Here is a 19,722-nt window from a genome sequence, read left to right as displayed (position 1 = left end):
CAAGATTACAGATTTCGAAATGTCAGAAATCAAACTCAAGCGTAACGCATTCCATGGCGATTGGAATTATGAAATCGCACCACGCAAGCGATGCAAACCTCGATAGTTTATTTGCGGACGGTCCCTAGGTTTCAATCTTCCCTAGATCCCAATCGTTTGAATGCCTCATTTGGCTTGCCGTAATGCCGATCTTCTCCAGTGGCGAGTGCGGATAACAAAAAGTCGTTCAAATCAAAGCCAACGTCATGTGGCGACATTTCACCCAACACCAGAGCGTGAGTGGCTGCCAAGACCAACTCATTGATCGATCCCGTAACAGAACGATTCAACGCTTTGGCAAACGTTATCGCTGCACTCGATGGAGCGATGAATTTTCGGAAAACGAACGACTGACCATCATCTTCCATGAACTCACGAATGGTGCTTAGTGCTCGCTCGATGAAGCGGCTATCGTCAGTGATTCCTTTGCCGTACAACACGCAGGAATAAAACGAGGCAGTATTCGTCAGGAGGATGTACTGAGTGCGGTCAGCGGTGAAGAGATGGCACGACCAGTCGGCGTAGGGATTCTCATCAAGCGGCATTACGCCTAGCTTGCCAGCTTTAATTTTGCTGTTTAGCTTCTGGGAAAGTCGAAGGATCATCGTGGGGTCTCGCTTAATTGAACTCAGCAACCATTGGATGAAGTGTGCTATTCCTGATTGCAGACGGATTCTACCACTATTGACTCGAAAAAACGTTTCACCCGATGAACACTAACGATGGCTGATCCTAAAGGCGCACAGCTTATTGTCAATCTGAGTGCATCGCAGACGAGGCGACGACTCAAGGGGTTCGGACATGGCGTTCGAAAAATCCAGAGCGGCGGTAAGAACCAAGCGATCATCATCCACACTGCCACAGGTGAACATCTCAGGGAACTTGAAGATAAGTTCGCCGATGTGGGCTTCTCATCGGACCAAGATAAACTAAGTGAACCGATTGAGAATATCCGCAATCTTGGCGTCGTAAGTGCGACATGGCTTCGTGAAGTTGGCATCAAGACAAGAGCCGACCTTGAAGATTATGGTCCAGTCTTCGCTTATTGTCAGGTGAAGAGAAAGTATCCGAAAGCCAGTCTGAATCTGCTTTGGGCGATTGCCGCTGGTATCGAGCATCGAGACTGGAGAGATTTGACGAACGAAGAGAAGCAGCAATTGCTCAAAGATATTGAGTAGAGGACATCAATTCGGCGACCTCTGCCAGAGTCATTTCCAGCACCTCGGTGTCGCTCAGTTGAAAACGCCGCTGAATATCCATCATCAGTGATTCGATCTCCATGCAATCGGAGATTTTCCAGAATCGCCACCGAGGGTAACATGCTCGGTATACATCCATGATGCGGTCATTCGGGGAAAAGCGGTAGCGGTCATCGGGGTTGAAGCTGAAAGCCTCGCACAATGTTTGAAGCAAAGCGTCGGTCTTGTCCATCACTTCGTCTGAACAAGTGCGTTCCCACGCCGCCAGTTGTGAATGGCGATCCCGATAGGGGCGTGGCAATGGTTTGCAAAACAACCGACCGCTTAGCCACCAATCCCACAAGATACTGGATGCCGCAATGACCGAAAGCAGGAGGAGAAGCAAGTACCAGGTCATACGACTGCCAGACGCTCAAGCCTGATCGTCTTCAAGCAACCATTCCCTCGCACGCTCAACCAACAACAGGTCACGGGTGCATCGACGAATATCGTCCTTTCGCATCTCATCGACTTCCTCTGCATCGAACTCATCGTCCCCATCAAACAAAGCCGGATCAAATGGTTTTGATTCTAGGGCGGTCTCCAGATAGGCTCCCAATTGCCAATCCTCAAAAATCTCTTTGATTTTCTTAACAAAAGCGGGGATTTCTGCCTGAAAGTCGGCGAACGTTTCCGATGCTTCAAGGAAGTTCAAGAACTTCTCGCCAACCAAGTATTCGAGGGCTTTCTGAGTCCCAAAATCACCTTCGAGGTTCTCTGCGGCTTCGCATTGTTCCTGCCAGATCTTGTGCGGTATTCCCATGGTCAATCCAAATTGTCGTCGCAAAAGTCCAGAATGCCTGGCGCCTGTTCTTCGCCGATCAAGTCAAGGACGTAGTGGGCTGAAACATAACACATCGCAAACGCCATTTGTGGTCTCTCAGCCAGTCCATGATCGCCCCCATCAGGATCGCTGTTGGCGACATAGTTTGCCAGAGCCCCTTCTGTGGTTTTCCTTCGCAAGTTTTCGTCCCAAAAATCCATGCCACGGAATTTGAGGCACACCAGAGGTGCAAGATGAAAGAGGTTGGCATCCGTGATTCGCTGGTTCGTCAACAATCCAAACGGCTTCGCTTAACCAGCATCAGCCATTGCTCGTTGGATCTCGTTAATCCATTCGACTGGAGTTGTTGGCAAAGGATGGTTCATGTTTCGCTTCTTTGATTTGGAGCCACTGATACCTGACCAGTCTAGCGAACAGCGATCTAACGTCAAGCACGAGCGTAATTGGGGATGCAGCATAATACCGCTTCCATCCAAGCTAGCTCACTGAGTCAGCTTCTTCCCATTCCGTCAACGCCTCAGGGATGCGTTTTTTGTCGTCTTGTTGCCTGAGACGATCAAGCTGAACAGCTTTGTACATCAATACGGCAAACCAGATAGTACCGCCAGCGGCAAGCCACACTATCGTCGGTGGGAACTTCGGATTTACCGCAATCAGAATGAAGCTCCCCGCTAAACCAACACATACCCAGAAGAGCCAAAACAGGAGGAAGCGACGGTTCTCCGGTTGTGCATCGAAGCGAGACACAGGGAGTCCTTTGCGTGGCGTGCTGAAGTGAAGCAATGCCCACAGCACCAGCATCGGCAATGGAGCGATCAACATCCGATGTAGCCCAAGCGTAAGCGTGAGAACAATCCCCACAATCGCAAACAGCAAGGTCGCCGGGAGGAAATACCACGCCCAGCGTTTCCTAGTCACAACAACTTGACCGGGGGCAACAAATCCGGTGTCGTGCCTACTCAACGGAACAGCAACTTTGGTACAGAAAATCTCCCAGCCCTCCTGTAGGGATTCTGGGATTCGTTGTTGAAGGTGTCGAATCAACCATAGCTGATCCACTAGTCCAGGCATTGTTCGCCTTGTTCTTGAAGTGTTCCGATTTGAGGCGGAATCAGACTGCGGGCATTTGCTCATCAGCCACCATGAACCAATCAGGAGCTTGCTACAGCACCATGATCGGCTAGTCCGCCGATCAGCCATTGCACTTCTGACGGCGATGGGAGCCAAAGATCCCGAATCAATCAAGGCTCTTCACCGAATCCTCAGCCAAAATAATCCGCAACTTGCTGTCGAAGCTGCGATAGGCATCGTTAAGCTCAAACCCGACGAAGCAGATGACTTGTTCCCGTTCCTGAAAGAACAGCTAGCAAGTCACAACCCCATGATCATCCGGCTCATCACGAACTCAATTGAGTTTCTAGGCGACAAGACCGTTGAGTTTCTTGATCAACTGATGGACCTGCTCGACTATGAAACGGTTGCCGAAAATGCGGCACTCGCCATTCTGCGGATTACCGGTGACGACAAACACGCTCGCCAAATTGCTGACCGGTGGCGACGATCCGATGATGTGGTCCAAAACATTGCCGCATCGGAGTTGGAACAAGAGATCGACGGGATTCTCGTGGGATGGGTCTAGAGAATGATGCCATCTGTCCCCATTAATCCACCATCTTGCAGTGCGGGAATGAGTGCGTTTGTTGGTGACATTTACCGCTGGAAGCGTTGCTTCGTCTGGCTCAAGCTCAGCCAAGGCATCTAAAGCTAGAACACGAATGTCTGCATCATCGATGGAAAGGGCAGAAAGCAGGCAAGTGGGCTGATTGAGTCCACGCTCTTGAAGAACTTCGACGGCGTACTCGGTTCGATCCAGCGACGAGTAGGTGACGAATTGGCTCAGGATCGTGATTGCTTCTTTTTTCATGTGGCTCCTGTTTTGATGGGGTTTGTTATTTTTCGGCGGCGGATGTTTTCGATTCAAAAAGTGCAATCGTCTTCAAAGTTGCAACAGAATCTTAGCCCGGCGACTTTAATCCTGGTGGTTTTTTTCACCACAACGTCAAGTGTGAAAATTGCAAAATTGCAACTATCTTCCCAGTCGCCGAATCGATTTGCGAAAAATGAAGCGGGAATGAAGGCAAGCAGGTTGTGCTCGTCAGCAAGCCGCCAACGACCGTGGCATAATCTGGAATAGTAATTCAGTTCCACTTCTTCATAGAGGTCTGTCATGAGACTAATCGTTGCTGCATTGACTGTCGTTTTTCTGACCTGTGGCGTTACTTACGGGCAAGATGAGCCTGGTCCCGGCTTTGAACACTTGAAATGCTATGGACCGTTTATCGGCACTTGGCGATACGAAGGACCGCTACTGGAAGAGTTGCCAGACATCGCAAAGAAGGGTACTCCGTTAGTTTTCGAGTTCTCTTGGAGACGAATCTTGAACAAGAGTGCCGTGGAGTATTCTTGGTCAAATGAGCTTCAAGGGGGCGTCAACTTGTCTAGCAAAGGATTAGTCGGTTGGGATGCAGCTCAGAAACAGATCATCTCCGGTGGCATGAATTCGGTCGGTGGAATCATCATGGGGACAGTCACCCATGACGAGGAAGCCAAATCAATGACGTTGAAGGCCAACGGCATCGATGGAGAGGGAGAGAAGACATCCTTCACCGGCGTGGTCACCAAGACCGGAAAGGACACGCTCACTTGGAAGGCACTGGAACGCACTGGTGGAATTGTCGAAGGCCCAAGCCCGGTTTACACGTTCAAGAGAGTCGAACGAGCAAAGAAAGAAGCGAAGTAGCGTTTGCGATTCACGCACGGTTCGGCATTTTGTCGAACCGTGTCCGTTGTTCAGGGGGAAATGTGATGACTCGTGTTATTCGATACTCGGTCGTTGTTGTTTTGGCAACTTGTTGTTTGGTGACGCCTGCCTTTGCGGCGCAAGGACTTCCAACCGCCAAGCCCGAAGATGTTGGTGTCTCCTCGGACAAGGTGAAAGAGCTTTCTGAGTACATGCAGGGACTTGTAGACGACGGCAAGATTGCTGGTGGCGTCACCATGATGGCTCGTCAAGGAAAGGTTGTTCACCTGGAAGCGGTCGGGATGGCTGATCGGGAAGCCAAAGTTCCCATGCAAACGGACTCGATCTTTCGTATTGCTTCGATGACCAAGCCGATCACGAGCGTCGCCGTGATGATGCTTTGGGAGCAGGGAAAACTGAAGCTTGATGACCCTGTTTCGAAGTACATTGACGAATTCAAGAATCCCAAAGTCTTATTGTCGGTCGATCCCTGGAAGACTGAACCTGCCAAGGTGGAGATCAAGATCCGGCACTTACTGACACACACTTCTGGACTGGGATACTCGTTCACACCGAATGTTGCTGCACTGCACGACGAACTTGACATTTTGACAGGGGTTGCCACGTCATCAGAGCCGGTCGCAGATACCGTCAAGAGGCTGACCGAGATTCCTCTCATTTTCGAACCGGGGAGTGCCTGGAACTACGGCATGTCCATTGATGTTCTGGGAAGAATTGTCGAGGTCGTCAGCAAGAAGTCTCTGGGGCGATTCTTCGAGGACGAGATCTTCCGTCCGCTCAGCATGATAGATACACATTTCACGATCCCAGATGAGAAAGTGCCTCGGCTGGTCGCCGGATACGTGCCAGTTGAGACGTGTCTTCGAGAAGTTCGACCGGGCGAACGATTGAAAGAGATTATGGTGCGTGACGAAGCGGGGTTTGCGGGCACGATGACGTTAACATCCGACTATCCGTACTCGCCATCAAATGTTGCTGAATCGGGAGGGGCCGGGCTCAGTTCAACGGCAAACGATTACATGCAGTTCTGTCAAATGCTGCTAAATGGTGGCGAGTTGAATGATCATCGTTTGCTCGAAAAAGACACCGTGGCAATGATGACCAGCAATCAGATCGATGATTTGCACGTCGGGGCATCCGATATGAAGTTCGGCTTCGGATTCGCTATTCTTCGAGACGACGAGCCTGTTCATCCCCAGTTGCGGTCCTCTTACGCATGGGGCGGCTATTGGTGTACCTCGTTCCGTATCTCTCCCCGAGGCGACTGGATCGTGATCACAATGGCGCAGGTGGCAGGACGGCCAAGGGATGAAAAGTACGACAGCCTTGCCGCCGAAGCCATTGAAAAATGATGGCTGCACCGTGCCCCCCCCCTGAAACTAAAAGATGAGGAAGGACAAGCTGTGAAGACTCACACGATTCGACACTTGATCACGATGTCTGCCTTGGGGATATGGTGTTTCGTGGCTGGAACATTGAACGCCACAGCCCAAGAACTGCCCACTTCCAAGCCCGAAGATGTCGGTGTCTCCTCGGAGAAGGTGAAAGAGCTTTCCACCTTCATGCAGGGACTTGTGGACGATGGCAAAATTGCTGGTGGCGTCACCATGCTGGCTCGGGATGGAAAGGTTGTTCATCTGGAAGCGGTGGGCATGTCTGATCGGGAAGCCAAAGTTCCCATGAAAACGGACTCGATCTTCCGCATTGCTTCGATGACTAAGCCGATCACGAGCGTCGCCGTGATGATGCTTTGGGAACAGGGAAAGATCGGATTGGATGATCCTGTCTCGAAGTTCATTCCCGAGTTCAAGAATCCCGACGTGTTGGTATCGGTAAATCCGTTGGTGACAAGAGCCGCAAAGCGAGAGATCACGATACGTGATCTGCTGACGCATACGTCAGGGCTGGGCTACGAATTTTCCAAGGACATTGGACCGATTTATCACCAGCATGGAATCCAGTGTGGGGATTGCCCAACCGACATGACTCTCGAAGAGATGATAGAAACGCTAGCCGGATTGCCGTTGCTTTTTGATCCCGGCACGAAGTTTGAATACGGCATGAGCTACGCTGTGCTGGGGCGACTGGTGGAGGTCGTGTCCGATGGCACCTTAGAGCGTTTCTACGACAGGAACATATTCCAACCACTTCAAATGCATGATACTTTCTTTCGAGTTCCTCACGACAAGCTGTCACGCCTAGCTCCTCCGTATGTGACAGACGGCAATTCTATTCGCAAGCTTGAGCCGGGAGAAATCTTGGACTGGAAGGCGGGTGTAGGCACCTACAAGATAACGGCGGATGCTGCATACAGCGAATCGAACAAGTACCTAAATGAGCTTTGTTCCACCGCTGACGACTACATGCGATTCTGTCAAATGATTCTGAACTTAGGAGAACTCGAAGGAACTCGCCTGCTTTCCAGTGAAACCGTTAAGAAAATGACAGCCAATCAACTGGGAAGCCGTTCAGGTGGTTATGGGTTTGGTTTTGGAGTGTTGCCCAATACTGACGACGTTCATCAGCAATTGAGGGACTCAATTCACTGGGCTGGCGGTTGGTCTACATCATTCCACATTTCGCCCCGAGGCAACTGGGCTCTCGTTACGTTAACACAACTTGCCTGGAGCGACTCAACGCCTGGATGGTTCGAGCGGTATCGAACGATTGCCGCTGAGGCGATCAATGATTAAATCACATTCAGTTCGTGTCAAGTGAGAGATGGGAGCAATGTAGTGCAGACACCAAGGTCAACAATAACTGCAACTCGACGAGATTTCGTGAAATGTGCCGGAACGACTGCCGCTCTTGCCAGTGTCGGTGCATTAACGACTGACAGTGCGGGTGCTGCGACGAAAGCACCATCACTGACAGAACTCTCTGCGACGAAGCTTGCAGCGATGATCGCTGATGGACAAGTCTCTGCGGAAGAGGTTGCCGAGGCTCATCTCAAACGAATCGAGGAAGTGAATCCGAATCTGAATGCCATTGTGCAGATGAATGCAGAGCAAGTCAGGTCAGGAGCACGTCAAGCTGATAAGGAGTTGAGGAAGGGAGTTTCCAGAGGCCCGCTTCATGGTGTGCCTTTCACCATCAAGGACTGCATCTCGACCAAAGGCATAATCACAACCAACGGTTGCCCCGAGTTGCGGGAGTACATTCCGAAGATTGACGCCACGGTTGTCAAGCGACTGAAGAAGGCTGGTGGCATTTTGCTAGGGAAGACAAATGTGCCAGAAATGTGCTTCGGCGATACAGACAATCTTGTGTATGGCCCAACTCTTAATCCGTACAGTCATGAACATGGCCCTGGTGGTAGCAGTGGCGGTGAAGCTGCGATTATCGCAGCAGGCGGCTCACCATTTGGCATTGGCACGGACATCGGTGGAAGCATTCGCTCCCCCGCCCATTGCTGCGGTATCGCCGGGCTCAAGCCCACCAATCGCCTTGTACCTGAATCGGGAATCCTCTCGACTTTTCCTTTGGAGGTTGGAGGATGGAATTCGGTCGGTCCTCTAGCCCGACATGCAGAAGATCTATATACGGTACTCCAGGTAATCGCCGGTCCTGACAACGTGGACTCCCAAACCGTTCCGGTCCCGCTCCATAGCCCAAGCAGCGTAGCTGTCGAACGGTTGCGAGTAGCTTTCTTCACGGATGATGGAACATCCACGCCAACAGCGGAAACACTTGAATCGGTCAAACGTGCGGTTCGAGCACTTGAAGCTTCCGGTGTTGCTCTCGTGAAAGAGGACCGCCCACCAGCCATATCCCAAGCTGCTAGCCTTTGGATTCGAGCAGTGATTCCGCAATGGGCAACTGCAATGCGATATTGGCAGCTTGAGTATGCCACTATGGGCGAGGCCGATATCTCAGAGAAACGAAGCCCGCTCACAGAGTTTATTTTCGAATCTTTGGATATGGCATACCAAAACGGCAACTACGGCCCTGACCAGAAGGAACGAAATCAACGAGAGCTACACGCTTTTCGTGCGCAAATGCTGCAATTTTTCAGCAGCTATGACGTGCTTCTTAGCCCCGTGGAGGCCAAGCCAGCTGCGAAGCTCATGACGGTTGATGAAGTTGCCCAATTACCGAAAAGGAGATTCATTCCTTTATTGTCGGAGGCAATGGGCGGATTTTATGTGACACACAACATGACTGGCTGGCCTGCTGCCGTTGTTCGTGCCGGAACGTCTCCTGAAGGGCTTCCAATTGGCGTACAAATCGCAGCCAAGCCATGGCATGATCACGTTGCGATTGCCGTGGCAAAACTGATTGAAGAGGAATTGGGCGGCTGGCAAGCACCAACTGGAGTCTGATTTAGCGGATTTGACGATTTACGGTATCACATAAGAAGTGAAAGATGATTCATTCAGTACGTCCATTGTGTTTGCTTGCGATTTCGCTGCTCGTCTCACCAGCGATTTCCCAAGAACGACTGCTCACCAAGCCGGAAGTTGTCGGCGTCTCTTCGGAAAAAGTTGGCGAACTTTCGAAGTACATGCAGTCGCTTGTGGACAAAGGAAAAATTGCTGGTGGCGTGACGATGATGGCCCGAAGGGGCAAGGTCGTTCACTTGAAGGCAGTCGGGATGGCGGATCGGGAAGCTGAGAAACGAATGACGACCGATGCCATCTTCCGCATTGCTTCCATGACCAAGCCGATCACGAGCGTGGCTGCCATGATGCTTTGGGAACAGGGAAAGATCGGATTGGATGATCCGATCTCGAAGTACATTCCCGAGTTCAAGAATCCCGAAGTGTTGGTATCAGTAGGGCCATTGGTGACAAGACCTGCAAAGCGAGAGATCACGATACGTCATTTGCTCACTCAAACTTCAGGGCTTGGATATCCATCGACAGAAGGCATCGGGAAGTTGTACTTAGATCACGATATCAAGATGGGACTATGCAGTTCCAATCTCACGCTTAAAGAAATGATGGAGCGTACTGGCAAGCTCCCCATCAAATTTGATCCCGGTTCGCAGTGGCTTTATGGCATGTCTTCAGATGTTCTTGGACGAGTAATTGAAGTTGCTTCTGGAAAAACATTCGATGTCTTCGTTGAGAAAGAAATTTGCGAACCTTTGGGCATGACCGATACGTTCTTTATTGCCCCTCCAGAAAAGCAATCACGAGTGGTTGCCGCTTATTATCTTTCCAAATCTCAGATAAAGAAGGTGAAAGTGGGGGATACAGAAGCGCCGTTTTCGTCAGATTGTCACCTGGAAGGCAACAAGTGCTTTTCGGGAGGCGGCGGTCTTTGCTCAACTGCTGAGGACTACATGCGTTTTTGCCAAATGCTGTTGAACGGGGGTGAATTGAATGGCAAACGATTGCTTAAACTGAGCACTGTCGAGATGATGACAACCAATCAACTTGAAGATTCTGTTGTTCCCAATCAAAAAATGATTCCCGGTTTGATTGGAGACTTTGGCTTTGGATTAACGTTCTATAGCGAGGATTTCCCGACGATCCAACTCAGGGGCGCCTATGCTTGGTTTGGTGTTTGGACGACTTCATTTCGAGTCTCCCCCAAGAGAGATTGGATCGTGATCACGATGACGCAACTTGCACCTTGCAAGGGAGTCGTTGCTTGGATGCGTGATTATGAAAAGATCGCCGCCGAATCCATTATCGACTAATCGCTGATTCACCAACGAACACTGATTATTTCAACTTTACACGCACTGGAGAAACAAGATGAAACGATTCAGCATTCTTCTCGCCATAGCAGCAATCGTTACCGCCAATACTTGCGTAGTGGCGAGTGCTGAGGGCATCCCAGACGAGATCGTTAAGGAGCTAGACTACCTTGTCGGCAAATGGGAATCCGAGGGAAACGTGGGAGACAAACGCCAAGTTTGGGGCTTTACCTGCCGTTGGGCAAGGACTGAATCAAAGGAAAAAATCTGTCTCATCGGTGAGTTTTCCTACAAGACAGGGGACGAAACGAAGAGCGGTGTGACGCTCATTGGCTGGAACGCAGCGAAGGGGTGTATTGAAGATCGGGGTTTCGATGCTCTAGGTGGAAACGCCACATTGCTTTGGAAGGTCGAGTCGCCAACGAAATGGATCGGCGAAATCAGTTTAGTTGAGAAAGGTGAAACGCTCAATTCGGTAGCCGAGCTAATCAAAACAAACGACTCGGAGTGCGTCATGAAAGATAAGGATAAGAACGGCAATGTGTCCAAAATTGTATTCCGCAAGGTGAAGCAAGAACGCAAAAAGAAAGCCAAGGAGTAATGCTCGCCAGCAGTCCATTGTCGAATCTGATGCAATGCCAATTCTGAGTTTTTAATTCCATTTCCAACTTCCCTTAGAGGTCTGTCATGAGACAAATCGTTGCTGCACTGACTGTTGTTCTTCTTACCTGTGGCGTTACTTACGGACAAGATGAGTCAGGTCCAGGTTTCGAGCATCTGAAGAGCTATGGACCCATGATTGGCACTTGGCAGTATGACGGTCCTTCACTGCAAGATGTACCGGGGATTGCCAAGAAAGGAACGAAAGTTGTTTTTGAATTTTCGTGGAAATGGATTCTGGATAAGAGTGTCGTTGAGGAAACGTGGTCGTTTGGAGTCAAGGGAGGCAAGACATTTTCGGGCAAGGGATTGATAGGCTGGAACGCCGCAGAGAAGAAAGTCACCTTCGGAACCATGGATTCGTTTGGGGGGATGGTTCTTGGGTCATCCGTATATGATGCCGAGACAAAATCAAGGACATACGCCTCGAATGGAATCGACGGGGATGGCAACAAAATATCCTCCAAAGGCGTGCTAGCTAAAGTTGACAAGGACACGCTCACTTTTCAAGCATTGGAACAGACAGGCGGCAGCGTTTTCGAAGGACCAAGCCCGATCTACACGTTCAAGAGAGTCCAACGAACAGAGAAGGAAGCCAAGTAGATAGCTCCCGCATCCAAATCAAATTGAAACACGGCCCAGCGTTTTTCGGGCCGTGCATTGCTGCCTTTCGTTCTTAGTCCGAAACCCGAAGCAACTCGTCAATACAAATTTTAGGAGTCTTTCAGAGATGCGTTTTTTACACTTACATCTGTTCTTAGCCTTAATCGTTTTTGCCCAAGTTACTCACGCAATCGGGATTAGCCCTGAAACAGCTCAGAAAGAAATGGAATCACTTGTTGGAGAGTGGGAGGGTACCTTGGAATATGGAGGAGCCTCGTCATCAGCAAAATGGAATGCCGAATGGGCTCCAGGCAAGCAGTGCCTCATCATTCATGAAGAGTATGACAATATCGAGGGTGGAACAAACAAGGTCACCGCCCTAGTGGGATACGACCGTCTAAATAGACAGATTGTCAATCTTGGTTTCCGCACTGATGGGGGCAATCGAACAATGACCTTCACCGATTCCGTTTTCAAGGCAAAAATGACCGGAGACGATCTTGAGGGTAAAGCTTCCAGTTGTGACGTTGTAGTTAAGAGAAACGAAGGTGAAATGACCTTTGTATTCAAAGGTGTGTCTCCTGACGGTGAAGACATGTTGATTCAAGTTCAGCGAAAAAAGTAGTCGGTTAGCAAGGAGAGTGATTTTTTCGAATAAGGAACAACGATATGCGGATTCTCCGAAACCGATATTGGAGTCTCGTTGCGAGCTTGGCAACGCCAGTCTTTTTGCTGTCCTCGTCAAATGTGCGAGGACAGGAAGGTCTTGCTACCAAGCCGGAAGTTGTCGGCGTCTCCTCTGAGAAAACTGCGGAACTTTCTGAGTTCATGCAAAAACTTGTAGACGATGGCAAAATTGCCGGTGGCGTTACCATGATGGCCCGCCATGGAAAGGTTGTTCATCTGGAAGCGGTGGGCATGTCTGATCGGGAAGCCAAAGTTCCCATGAAAACGAACTCGATCTTCCGCATTGTTTCGATGACTAAGCCGATCACGAGCGTCGCCGTGATGATGCTTGCTTCAGCAAAGCACGGTCGAAATGATGACTGCCGATCAGCTTGGTGGGCTGGAGATACCCTCAGATTCGACCCAATGGATTTGATGGATCAATTCGGCTTTGGGTTTACTGTTTACAGTAATGACAAACCTGACAAGCAGTCGCAGGGTGCCTACGCATGGTTCGGTTTCTGGACAACATCGTTTCGTATTTCGCCTCGTGGAGATTGGATCGTAATAACGATGACGCAATTGGCAGGCTATGAACAGTCAGACGTTTGGATACGTGAGTACGAGAAAATCGCCGCCGAATCGATTGTCGAAATCAACTGAAAGAGCTTCAACAGAGAAACTAGAATTCAAATATTTGAGCAAGGAAACATGCCATGCGACACAACCGACTCATTTGTCTAGCAGCAATGCTGTTGTCCTTTGGAACCTTCCTAGCACTTGAATCGGCATACGCTGAAAACTCTTCACCAGTTGGGGAGAAGTTCACCCAAGTCGATGGGATGGAAATGTACTACGAAGTTCATGGCAAGGGTGAGCCACTGGTGCTCCTTCATGGTTTCTTTAGTAGTGGAGAGTTATGGAAGCCCTTTCTCTCTGAGCTGACGAAGGACTATCAAGTCATCGTTCCCGATCTGCGGAACCATGGTCGTTCCACGAATCCAGCCGGAACGTTTACGCATCGTCAGTCAGCAGTGGACGTGTTTGCTCTGCTGGATCACCTGAAAATCAAAAAGTTCCGTGCGATGGGATTTAGCACCGGAGGAATGACACTGCTACACATGGCGACCAGTCAGCCTGATCGGGTCCAGGCAATGGTTCTCTTTGGAGCATCCTCGTACATTCCAGCGGCTCCTCGAAATTATCGAGATTTGACATTCGAAGGTTTTTCGGCAGACCCAGAACTCAAGCTGCTAAAGAGCCAACATTCACGGGGCGACGATCAGGTCCGTGAACTCATTCGCCTGTGGTATAGCTTCGAATTTAGTTTCGACGACATGAACTTCACGCCACCCTACCTTTCAACGATTAAGGCGAACACGCTAATTATCCATGGAGACAGAGACATGTATTTTCCAGTGCGGATCGCTGCCGAGATGTATGAATCGATCCCGAATTCCTACCTGTGGATCATTCCCAACGGAGGACACGTCCCCAATTTCGACGAGCCTGAGCAATTCATGAAGCAACTCCAGCAGTTTTTCCATGGCGACTGGGACAAGAATAATGCACCGAGGTGAATGAGACTTCCATCCGTTCTGCAAGTGAAAGCAATTGCCGCCAATCCATCACCCTATTCAGAAAATCACAACCATTCTTTCAACCTATTTACTCGGAGCAACACGATGAAACGTTTCAGCATTCTTATCGCCCTAGCGGCAATCGTCACCGCCAACACTTGCGTAGTGGCAAGTGCTGAGGGCATTTCAGACGAGATCGTTAAGGAGCTTGACTACCTTGTGGGCAAATGGGAATCCGAGGGAAACGTGGGAGACAAACACCAAGTCGGGGGCTTTACGTGCCGTTGGGCAAGGACTGAGGAAAAGGAAAAGGTCTGTCTCTTTGCTGAATTCTCGTACAAGACAGGTGACGACATAAACAGCGGCGTCACGCTCATTGGGTGGAACGAAGCGAAGCAGTCCATTGAGGATCGAGGGTTCAACGCTTCAGGAGGAAATGCCACGCTACTCTGGACAATCAAGTCGCCAAAGCTATGGCAGGGAGATTTAACATTTATCAAAAACGGCGAGACGCTCAAAGGGAAGGGCGACCTCATTAAGAAAAGCGATTCCGAGTTCGTCTTTGAAGCCGAGTATGACAACGGCGATGTTTCTCGAATCGTTTTCCGCAAGTTGAAGCAGGAACGTAAGAAGAAAGCCAAGGAGTGATCGCAATCGAAGTTACTGTTGCCCGCAAACCAGTTTCAGATCGTGTCAGTTGGCGCCCAAACAGTACCACTAATTGGCGCCTCAAACAGTACCAGTCGTCCCTTTTCGCTTTGATCGGATTGAAATGGGAGTTTTGTTTCAAAACTCTCATTCAATTACGCTCATGGCATATCGACTGGCAATGGATAAGTCTTACTCTATCAACCACTTACGTTCACTGGGCTATTCCCAGAGGCGGATTGCTCGGACGCTCAGCGTCTCCCGTGGGGCTGTTCGCAGGCATCTGACCGTTTTGGCGCCAAACAGTACCACTGCTTTGGACCCCGGCGAACAGGCTGCAGACGAAATTGGCGCCTCAAACAGTACCACTTTGGAGGGCTCGTCCGAGGCCACGCCGCCGCCCGGATCGGCCAGTTCTTGTGAACCGTTTCGCGATCAGATTCTCGCCAAGCTTGATCAAGGTCTCTCGGTCAAACGCATCCATCAAGACCTCGTCGACGATCATGAATTTTCCCACAAGAGTTGGGCCGTCTACCGCTTCGTCAAAACGCTCGGCGTCAAGACCGAGTTGCCCTTTCGTCGGCTCGAAACATTGCCGGGCGTCGAACTGCAAGTTGACTTTGGCACCGGTGCGAAGATTCGATTGGCTGATGGTCGATACCGCAAGACGCATGTCTTCCGCGCTGTCTTGAGTCACTCGCGAAAAGGTTACAGCGAAGCGGTCTATCGTCAAACCACCGAAAACTTCATCACTGCTCTAGAGAACGCATTCTGGTCGCTCGGTGGTGTTCCCGAGCGCGTCGTTTTTGATAACGCCAAGTGTGCCGTCATTCAAGCCGATTGGTATGATCCTGAGCTGCATCCAAAAATCATTGACTTCTGTAAGCACTACGGATTCGCTTTCATCCCGACTCGCCCACGAACACCTCGCCACAAAGGTAAAGTCGAACGCGGGGTCGACTATGTGCAAGAGAACGCGCTGCGAGGTCACGAGTTTGAATCACTAGCCGATCAGAACTCGCACCTTGATCATTGGGAGCGAACGATCGCGGACGAGCGAATTCACGGCACAACTCAGGATCACGTTGGGACCGTCTTTCACAACGTCGAGCGAGCGGCGCTCAAGTCGTTGCCGCTTGAGCGATTTCCGTTCTATCACGAAGCTCGTCGCAAGGTCACTCGCGACGGGCACATCGCGGTCAATAAAGCATTCTACAGTGTGCTACCAGAGTACCTTGGTCGCAGTGTCTGGGTTCGTCACAACAGTCGCTTGGTGCGGATCCTCAACGAACGCATGGAACTAATCGCCACGCATACCACCAAACAGCCTGGACGGTTCAGCACACTCGACGCTCATATCGCCAGCGCAAAGATAAATAGCGTCGAACGAGGTGTCGCATATCTTCTCAAAAAGACGCATTTCCTGGGGTCATCGGCGACCCGGTGGGCAGAAGCTGTGATCGAGAACCGTGGCGTCGAAGCGGCTAAGGTGCTGCAGGGCCTGCTGTCTTTGAGTAAGAAGCATTCAAGCGAATCGATTGACGCTGCATGTGATACCGCATGGCGAAGCGGCGCACTGAACTATCGCGTCATTAAACGCTTGCTGAGCGATCGCGCTGCGGCAAGCCAACAAACCATGGAGTTCATGGATACTCACCCGATCATTCGACCGGTCAGTGAGTATGCTGATTTTATTCACCAATCGTTCCAAGGAAGGTAACGAAAATGTCTGAAAGTCTATTGCCACTGTTAAAGAAATTGCGTCTGTCAGGGATGAGTCATTCGCTGGAAGTGCGTCTGCATGAAGCGTCGACCTCGGGACTGACGCATCGTGAGTTCTTTGAGTTGATGCTTCAAGATGAACTGAATATTCGTGAAGACCGACAAGCTGAGCGCAGAGTGAAGCAAGCGAACTTTCGCGATACGAAACGACTCGAAGATTTTGACTTCAGCTTCAACGCATCGATCAAGAAAAGCCAAATATTCGAGCTTGCGACGTGCAGGTTCATTCGTGAGCGTCGCGACGTTCTGTGGCTTGGGCCTCCCGGCACGGGTAAGAGCCATCTGTGCCAAGGTATCGGGATGTCGGCGATCCGTTGCGGCTTCCTGGTCTACTACCGGAGCATCTTCGATGTGGTGCGAGACTTCTTACACGACGAAGCGATGGAGGGTCACGAGCGGGTGCTGAATCGTTACTTGAAACCCGACTTGTTGATCATTGACGACATGGGAATGAAGCAGTTGCCGAAGCGTTCGGGCGAGTACTTGTTCGAGGTGATCATGCGTCGTCACGAGTTGCGTTCGACGATGATGACAAGCAACCGTCCGCTGGAGGACTGGGCCAAGCTGATTGGTGATGTGCCGAGTGCTGGAGCGATCTTGGATCGCTTCCTGCACCGCAGCGACGTAGTTCAAATCACGGGCCGCAGCTACCGCTTGGACAAATCTGGAAAAGGTTCAAACAGTACCAGAGCGCCAAAGGGTCAAACGACCGATAAGTAAACCGTTGGCGCCTGAAACAGTACCACTTTCAGCCGCCGCAAGTCCCCGTCCCAAACTGGTACCGTTTGAAGCGCAAACGGCTGGTACTGTTTGAGGCGCCAAATGACAGATCGAGTACAAAACAAGTTCAAACATTTCTGCTTGTTTTCCAACCACTTTGTTAAAAAGGCATGTCATGAAGAAGATCATTTTCCCGCTAGTCGTTCTTGCCCTCACCTGTGGCGTTACTCGTGGACAGGAAGAGCCTGCAACCGTCTCAGAACATCTGAAGTGTTATGGGCCATTCATCGGTAATTGGCAATACGAAGGTCCGATGCAAGAAGACTTTGAAGGCATTGCTGAGGAAGGAACAATAATTGTCGTTCGGACATCTATGAAGCGGATTTTGAACGGCAGTGCAATCGAGGGAAACTGGTCCATTGAGTTCCAGGGAGGTGCCAAACTCATGGGCAAGGATCTTACCGGATGGGACGCCAAGCAAGAAAAGATCGTGCATGGCGCTATGAGTTCCGGTGGTACGATTAGTGGTGGATCAATAACGCACGACAAGGCCACAAAGTCACTGACTTTTTCATTGAAGGGCGTTGATGGCGACGGTGAGGAAACATCCAGCAAGGTCGTACTCACGAAGATTGACAAGGATACGTATACTTGGCAAGCAACTGAACGTACCGGTGGTCCTAGTGACGGCCCCAGTGGAGTTTACACGTTCAAGCGAGTTAAGCGGCAGGCAAAGAAAGAAGCCAAGTAGATCGCACTTGCATCCAAGCTAGACTCGCAGTCGTCTTGTCGGAAAAGTCGCTGATGGCTGACCGGATGCACCTGCTCTTAACAACGCCGCTCGATTTCAATTGCCAGCAGCGTCCAAGTCAGAAAAGTCTGCCTTCAACCGAAAGCAGGACACCTCGATGGGCTCTGGGTTAATAATGCCAAACCCGTCAATGCGTTGGAGTTCCAAATGGTAATGCCAATCCCTCCCTGGATCGAGTTCATCGTCATGGGAGCTATCGGTATCTGCCTCATAGCCTTCCTGGTCTTCCTTGGGCTATTTCTCCCGTGGGCGTGGAGCAAGTATTTTAACTATCTCGGTCGCAACGAGAAACGAGATCAACCAGTTGATGCCTCCAGTGCCAAAGGCAATCGCACCTAGCTTGAACCCCGTCGCCACAAACGCTCTCTAACGCACTCGACATGCTCACATGATCATCGTGCTGGATTTTCAATCCCCAGTGAACAGCGGCTTCGCCAGGTCAGTATCAACGTCAATTTATCAGGGCGTGCAACCGTCAGTTAGTCAGTCATCGTCGTCCGACTTGACTACCGTGTTGTAAGTTGAAAGCAATAACCAACGACCATTTTCCTTCTTCCAGGTGTTGTGTCCCCGAATGATCATCTCTTCCTGCTCGCCCTCGTCATCCTTCGTTAGTATGTGAAGATAGAAGTTGATGATTGCAACGTCATCGACGACAACAACGGTAACTGGGATCATCTGGTGGGCTACGACTTCATCTTGTCCTTCTAGCCATTTCTCGTAGTACGAGTAAGTCTTTGCCGACGCTGATACTGGCGCTGGTGATTGATCGCCCCAATAGGAAGCCTTCGGGTGAAGATATTCATTCTCAGCATCAAGATCTTTCTTCAGGTCGAGTGCGACCTGTGTTTCCAGCGTATCCCACACCTCCTTTTGTTCTCCTGCAAAATCTTGCCCCGTGGAAGACGCTCGCTTCCAAATGAACGTGCCGTTTTCTTGCTCTTCGCCATTCAGAATTAATTCAAGTACCTCTTCCTTGATCGTGTTCTCGTCCATTCGGGTGACAAGACCTCGGTAGCTGTTGTCTCCGATTGCGTCCTCCGAAGGTTGTTCAAAGGACCAGACACCCTCTTCTTTCAGCTTGCAGGTGTTCTTGCCTAGACTGCCGTCTTGGTTGAAGAACCACCAAGTAACTTGTTTGCTTTCAGGATCAACGCCGATCATCGCTGCATCCGATACCCTCACCGTGAATTCGATCTGAATCCTCTTGGAGTCATCAATCTGCTAGAGGATTTCGGAAACAGCTCAGTCATTTCCGGTTCAGGGCTTCTCGAAGATCAGGAACTCTTGGTATGGCAGCAGGTCGGGTTTGTCTTGCTTTAAGATAAAGCCAGCTCCCTTGCAGAGCCGTAAAACTTCCTTCTTTGGAACCTTGATCGCCTCCGGTGGTCCCTCTGGTAAGTCACCCTCTTGAAAGTCAATGAGGACCAGCTTTGCTCCACTTCGCATTTCCAAGTGGAGTGTTCTTAGCCAATCTAGCTTTTGGCGAACATGGAGCAGCACGTCGCAAACAAAGACAAAATCGGCATCGGATGGCAGCCCAGGATCATCCGGTTTTCCAACCTTTGCTCGCACGTTGGGCCATTCTCCGGTCAATGAGCTAGTCCCCAATTCCTGTACCACCGACTAAGGTAGACTTTTTGAGAAAAAATCGAGTAAGCTCCGGTCGTTAGTTGTCCTGGAATCAAAGGAGAGATTCATGACCAAACGACGTAGAAGCATT

Annotated in this window: 24 protein-coding genes; 16 read left to right on the top strand and 8 right to left on the bottom strand. The window is 50.4% G+C overall.

Annotated elements, in window-relative coordinates; all coding sequences use genetic code 11:
- Positions 1-131: 131 nt before the first annotated feature.
- Positions 132-644 carry a DUF6933 domain-containing protein gene (locus tag Poly41_RS18885; RefSeq protein WP_146528303.1) on the bottom strand — a complete coding sequence of 171 codons (513 nt, stop codon included), beginning with the start codon at positions 642-644 and terminating at the stop codon, positions 132-134.
- Positions 645-761: 117 nt separating this feature from the next.
- Here Poly41_RS18885 and Poly41_RS18880 point away from each other — a divergent pair, with 117 nt between their 5' ends.
- Positions 762-1,217 (top strand): TfoX/Sxy family protein, encoded by a 456-nt coding sequence (locus Poly41_RS18880; protein ID WP_146528302.1) that lies wholly within the window; start codon positions 762-764, stop codon positions 1,215-1,217.
- On the opposite strand, the gene Poly41_RS18875 is transcribed toward Poly41_RS18880, so the two are convergent.
- From Poly41_RS18875 to Poly41_RS18860, 4 genes are all read right to left on the bottom strand, one after another.
- The gene (locus tag Poly41_RS18875) at positions 1,201-1,623 is read right to left on the bottom strand and encodes a hypothetical protein (protein WP_146528301.1); all 423 of its coding nucleotides are present in this window, start codon (positions 1,621-1,623) and stop codon (positions 1,201-1,203) included. The genes Poly41_RS18880 and Poly41_RS18875 overlap by 17 nt on opposite strands.
- A gap of 27 nt (positions 1,624-1,650) precedes the next feature.
- Positions 1,651-2,040, bottom strand: coding sequence for a hypothetical protein (locus Poly41_RS18870; protein ID WP_146528300.1), 390 nt, complete (start codon positions 2,038-2,040; stop codon positions 1,651-1,653).
- 2 nt (positions 2,041-2,042) lie between these two features.
- Entirely contained in the window at positions 2,043-2,240 is a 198-nt protein-coding gene (locus tag Poly41_RS18865; RefSeq protein ID WP_197231440.1) for a hypothetical protein, read from the bottom strand.
- Positions 2,241-2,538: 298 nt separating this feature from the next.
- Entirely contained in the window at positions 2,539-2,883 is a 345-nt protein-coding gene (locus Poly41_RS18860) for a hypothetical protein (protein ID WP_146528298.1), read from the bottom strand.
- A 337-nt stretch (positions 2,884-3,220) separates the two neighbouring features.
- Here Poly41_RS18860 and Poly41_RS18855 point away from each other — a divergent pair, with 337 nt between their 5' ends.
- Positions 3,221-3,700 carry a HEAT repeat domain-containing protein gene (locus Poly41_RS18855; protein WP_146528297.1) on the top strand — a complete coding sequence of 160 codons (480 nt, stop codon included), beginning with the start codon at positions 3,221-3,223 and terminating at the stop codon, positions 3,698-3,700.
- A gap of 338 nt (positions 3,701-4,038) precedes the next feature.
- Here Poly41_RS18855 and Poly41_RS18850 read toward each other — a convergent pair whose 3' ends face one another.
- A complete protein-coding gene (locus Poly41_RS18850; protein ID WP_146528296.1) occupies positions 4,039-4,290 on the bottom strand; it encodes a hypothetical protein in 252 nt (83 codons plus the stop codon).
- Between Poly41_RS18850 and Poly41_RS18845 the strand changes: the two genes are divergently transcribed.
- The 14 genes from Poly41_RS18845 to Poly41_RS18780 all read left to right on the top strand — a co-directional run bounded on the left by Poly41_RS18845 (position 4,289) and on the right by Poly41_RS18780 (position 17,939).
- A complete protein-coding gene (locus tag Poly41_RS18845; RefSeq protein WP_146528295.1) occupies positions 4,289-4,861 on the top strand; it encodes a hypothetical protein in 573 nt (190 codons plus the stop codon). The genes Poly41_RS18850 and Poly41_RS18845 overlap by 2 nt on opposite strands.
- Positions 4,862-4,926: 65 nt before the next feature.
- Positions 4,927-6,234 (top strand): serine hydrolase domain-containing protein, encoded by a 1,308-nt coding sequence (locus Poly41_RS18840; protein WP_146528294.1) that lies wholly within the window; start codon positions 4,927-4,929, stop codon positions 6,232-6,234.
- 51 nt (positions 6,235-6,285) lie between these two features.
- Positions 6,286-7,575 (top strand): serine hydrolase domain-containing protein, encoded by a 1,290-nt coding sequence (locus Poly41_RS18835; protein WP_146528293.1) that lies wholly within the window; start codon positions 6,286-6,288, stop codon positions 7,573-7,575.
- An 87-nt stretch (positions 7,576-7,662) separates the two neighbouring features.
- Positions 7,663-9,204, top strand: coding sequence for an amidase (locus Poly41_RS18830; protein ID WP_146528292.1), 1,542 nt, complete (start codon positions 7,663-7,665; stop codon positions 9,202-9,204).
- Between the two features lie 71 nt (positions 9,205-9,275).
- The gene (locus tag Poly41_RS18825) at positions 9,276-10,529 is read left to right on the top strand and encodes a serine hydrolase domain-containing protein (RefSeq protein WP_197231439.1); all 1,254 of its coding nucleotides are present in this window, start codon (positions 9,276-9,278) and stop codon (positions 10,527-10,529) included.
- Positions 10,530-10,587: 58 nt separating this feature from the next.
- Positions 10,588-11,130 carry a hypothetical protein gene (locus Poly41_RS18820; protein WP_146528290.1) on the top strand — a complete coding sequence of 181 codons (543 nt, stop codon included), beginning with the start codon at positions 10,588-10,590 and terminating at the stop codon, positions 11,128-11,130.
- A gap of 86 nt (positions 11,131-11,216) precedes the next feature.
- On the top strand, positions 11,217-11,792 hold the full coding sequence (locus tag Poly41_RS18815; protein ID WP_146528289.1) for a DUF1579 family protein: 576 nt from the start codon (positions 11,217-11,219) through the stop codon (positions 11,790-11,792).
- Positions 11,793-11,919: 127 nt separating this feature from the next.
- Positions 11,920-12,417 (top strand): hypothetical protein, encoded by a 498-nt coding sequence (locus tag Poly41_RS18810; RefSeq protein WP_146528288.1) that lies wholly within the window; start codon positions 11,920-11,922, stop codon positions 12,415-12,417.
- Positions 12,418-12,503: 86 nt separating this feature from the next.
- On the top strand, positions 12,504-13,121 hold the full coding sequence (locus Poly41_RS18805; protein ID WP_197231438.1) for a serine hydrolase: 618 nt from the start codon (positions 12,504-12,506) through the stop codon (positions 13,119-13,121).
- A gap of 53 nt (positions 13,122-13,174) precedes the next feature.
- Positions 13,175-14,038, top strand: a complete 864-nt coding sequence (locus tag Poly41_RS18800; RefSeq protein WP_146528287.1) for an alpha/beta fold hydrolase — start codon at positions 13,175-13,177, stop codon at positions 14,036-14,038.
- Positions 14,039-14,062: 24 nt separating this feature from the next.
- Positions 14,063-14,686 (top strand): hypothetical protein, encoded by a 624-nt coding sequence (locus tag Poly41_RS18795; RefSeq protein ID WP_146528286.1) that lies wholly within the window; start codon positions 14,063-14,065, stop codon positions 14,684-14,686.
- Between the two features lie 163 nt (positions 14,687-14,849).
- Entirely contained in the window at positions 14,850-16,406 is a 1,557-nt protein-coding gene (gene istA, locus Poly41_RS18790) for an IS21 family transposase (protein ID WP_197231437.1), read from the top strand.
- Between the two features lie 5 nt (positions 16,407-16,411).
- Positions 16,412-17,188, top strand: coding sequence for an IS21-like element helper ATPase IstB (gene istB, locus Poly41_RS18785; RefSeq protein ID WP_146528284.1), 777 nt, complete (start codon positions 16,412-16,414; stop codon positions 17,186-17,188).
- 175 nt (positions 17,189-17,363) lie between these two features.
- Positions 17,364-17,939 (top strand): DUF1579 family protein, encoded by a 576-nt coding sequence (locus Poly41_RS18780; protein WP_146528283.1) that lies wholly within the window; start codon positions 17,364-17,366, stop codon positions 17,937-17,939.
- A 543-nt stretch (positions 17,940-18,482) separates the two neighbouring features.
- On the opposite strand, the gene Poly41_RS18775 is transcribed toward Poly41_RS18780, so the two are convergent.
- A complete protein-coding gene (locus Poly41_RS18775; RefSeq protein ID WP_146528282.1) occupies positions 18,483-19,184 on the bottom strand; it encodes a nuclear transport factor 2 family protein in 702 nt (233 codons plus the stop codon).
- Between the two features lie 75 nt (positions 19,185-19,259).
- Positions 19,260-19,610, bottom strand: a complete 351-nt coding sequence (locus Poly41_RS18770) for a hypothetical protein (RefSeq protein ID WP_231615773.1) — start codon at positions 19,608-19,610, stop codon at positions 19,260-19,262.
- Between the last annotated feature and the right edge of the window lie 112 nt (positions 19,611-19,722).

Origin of the sequence: Novipirellula artificiosorum (genome assembly GCF_007860135.1) — a bacterium.
Classification (GTDB): domain Bacteria; phylum Planctomycetota; class Planctomycetia; order Pirellulales; family Pirellulaceae; genus Novipirellula_A; species Novipirellula_A artificiosorum.
The sequence above is the reverse complement of the archived record's forward strand: the minus strand, read 5'-3'. Positions and strand labels throughout refer to the sequence as shown.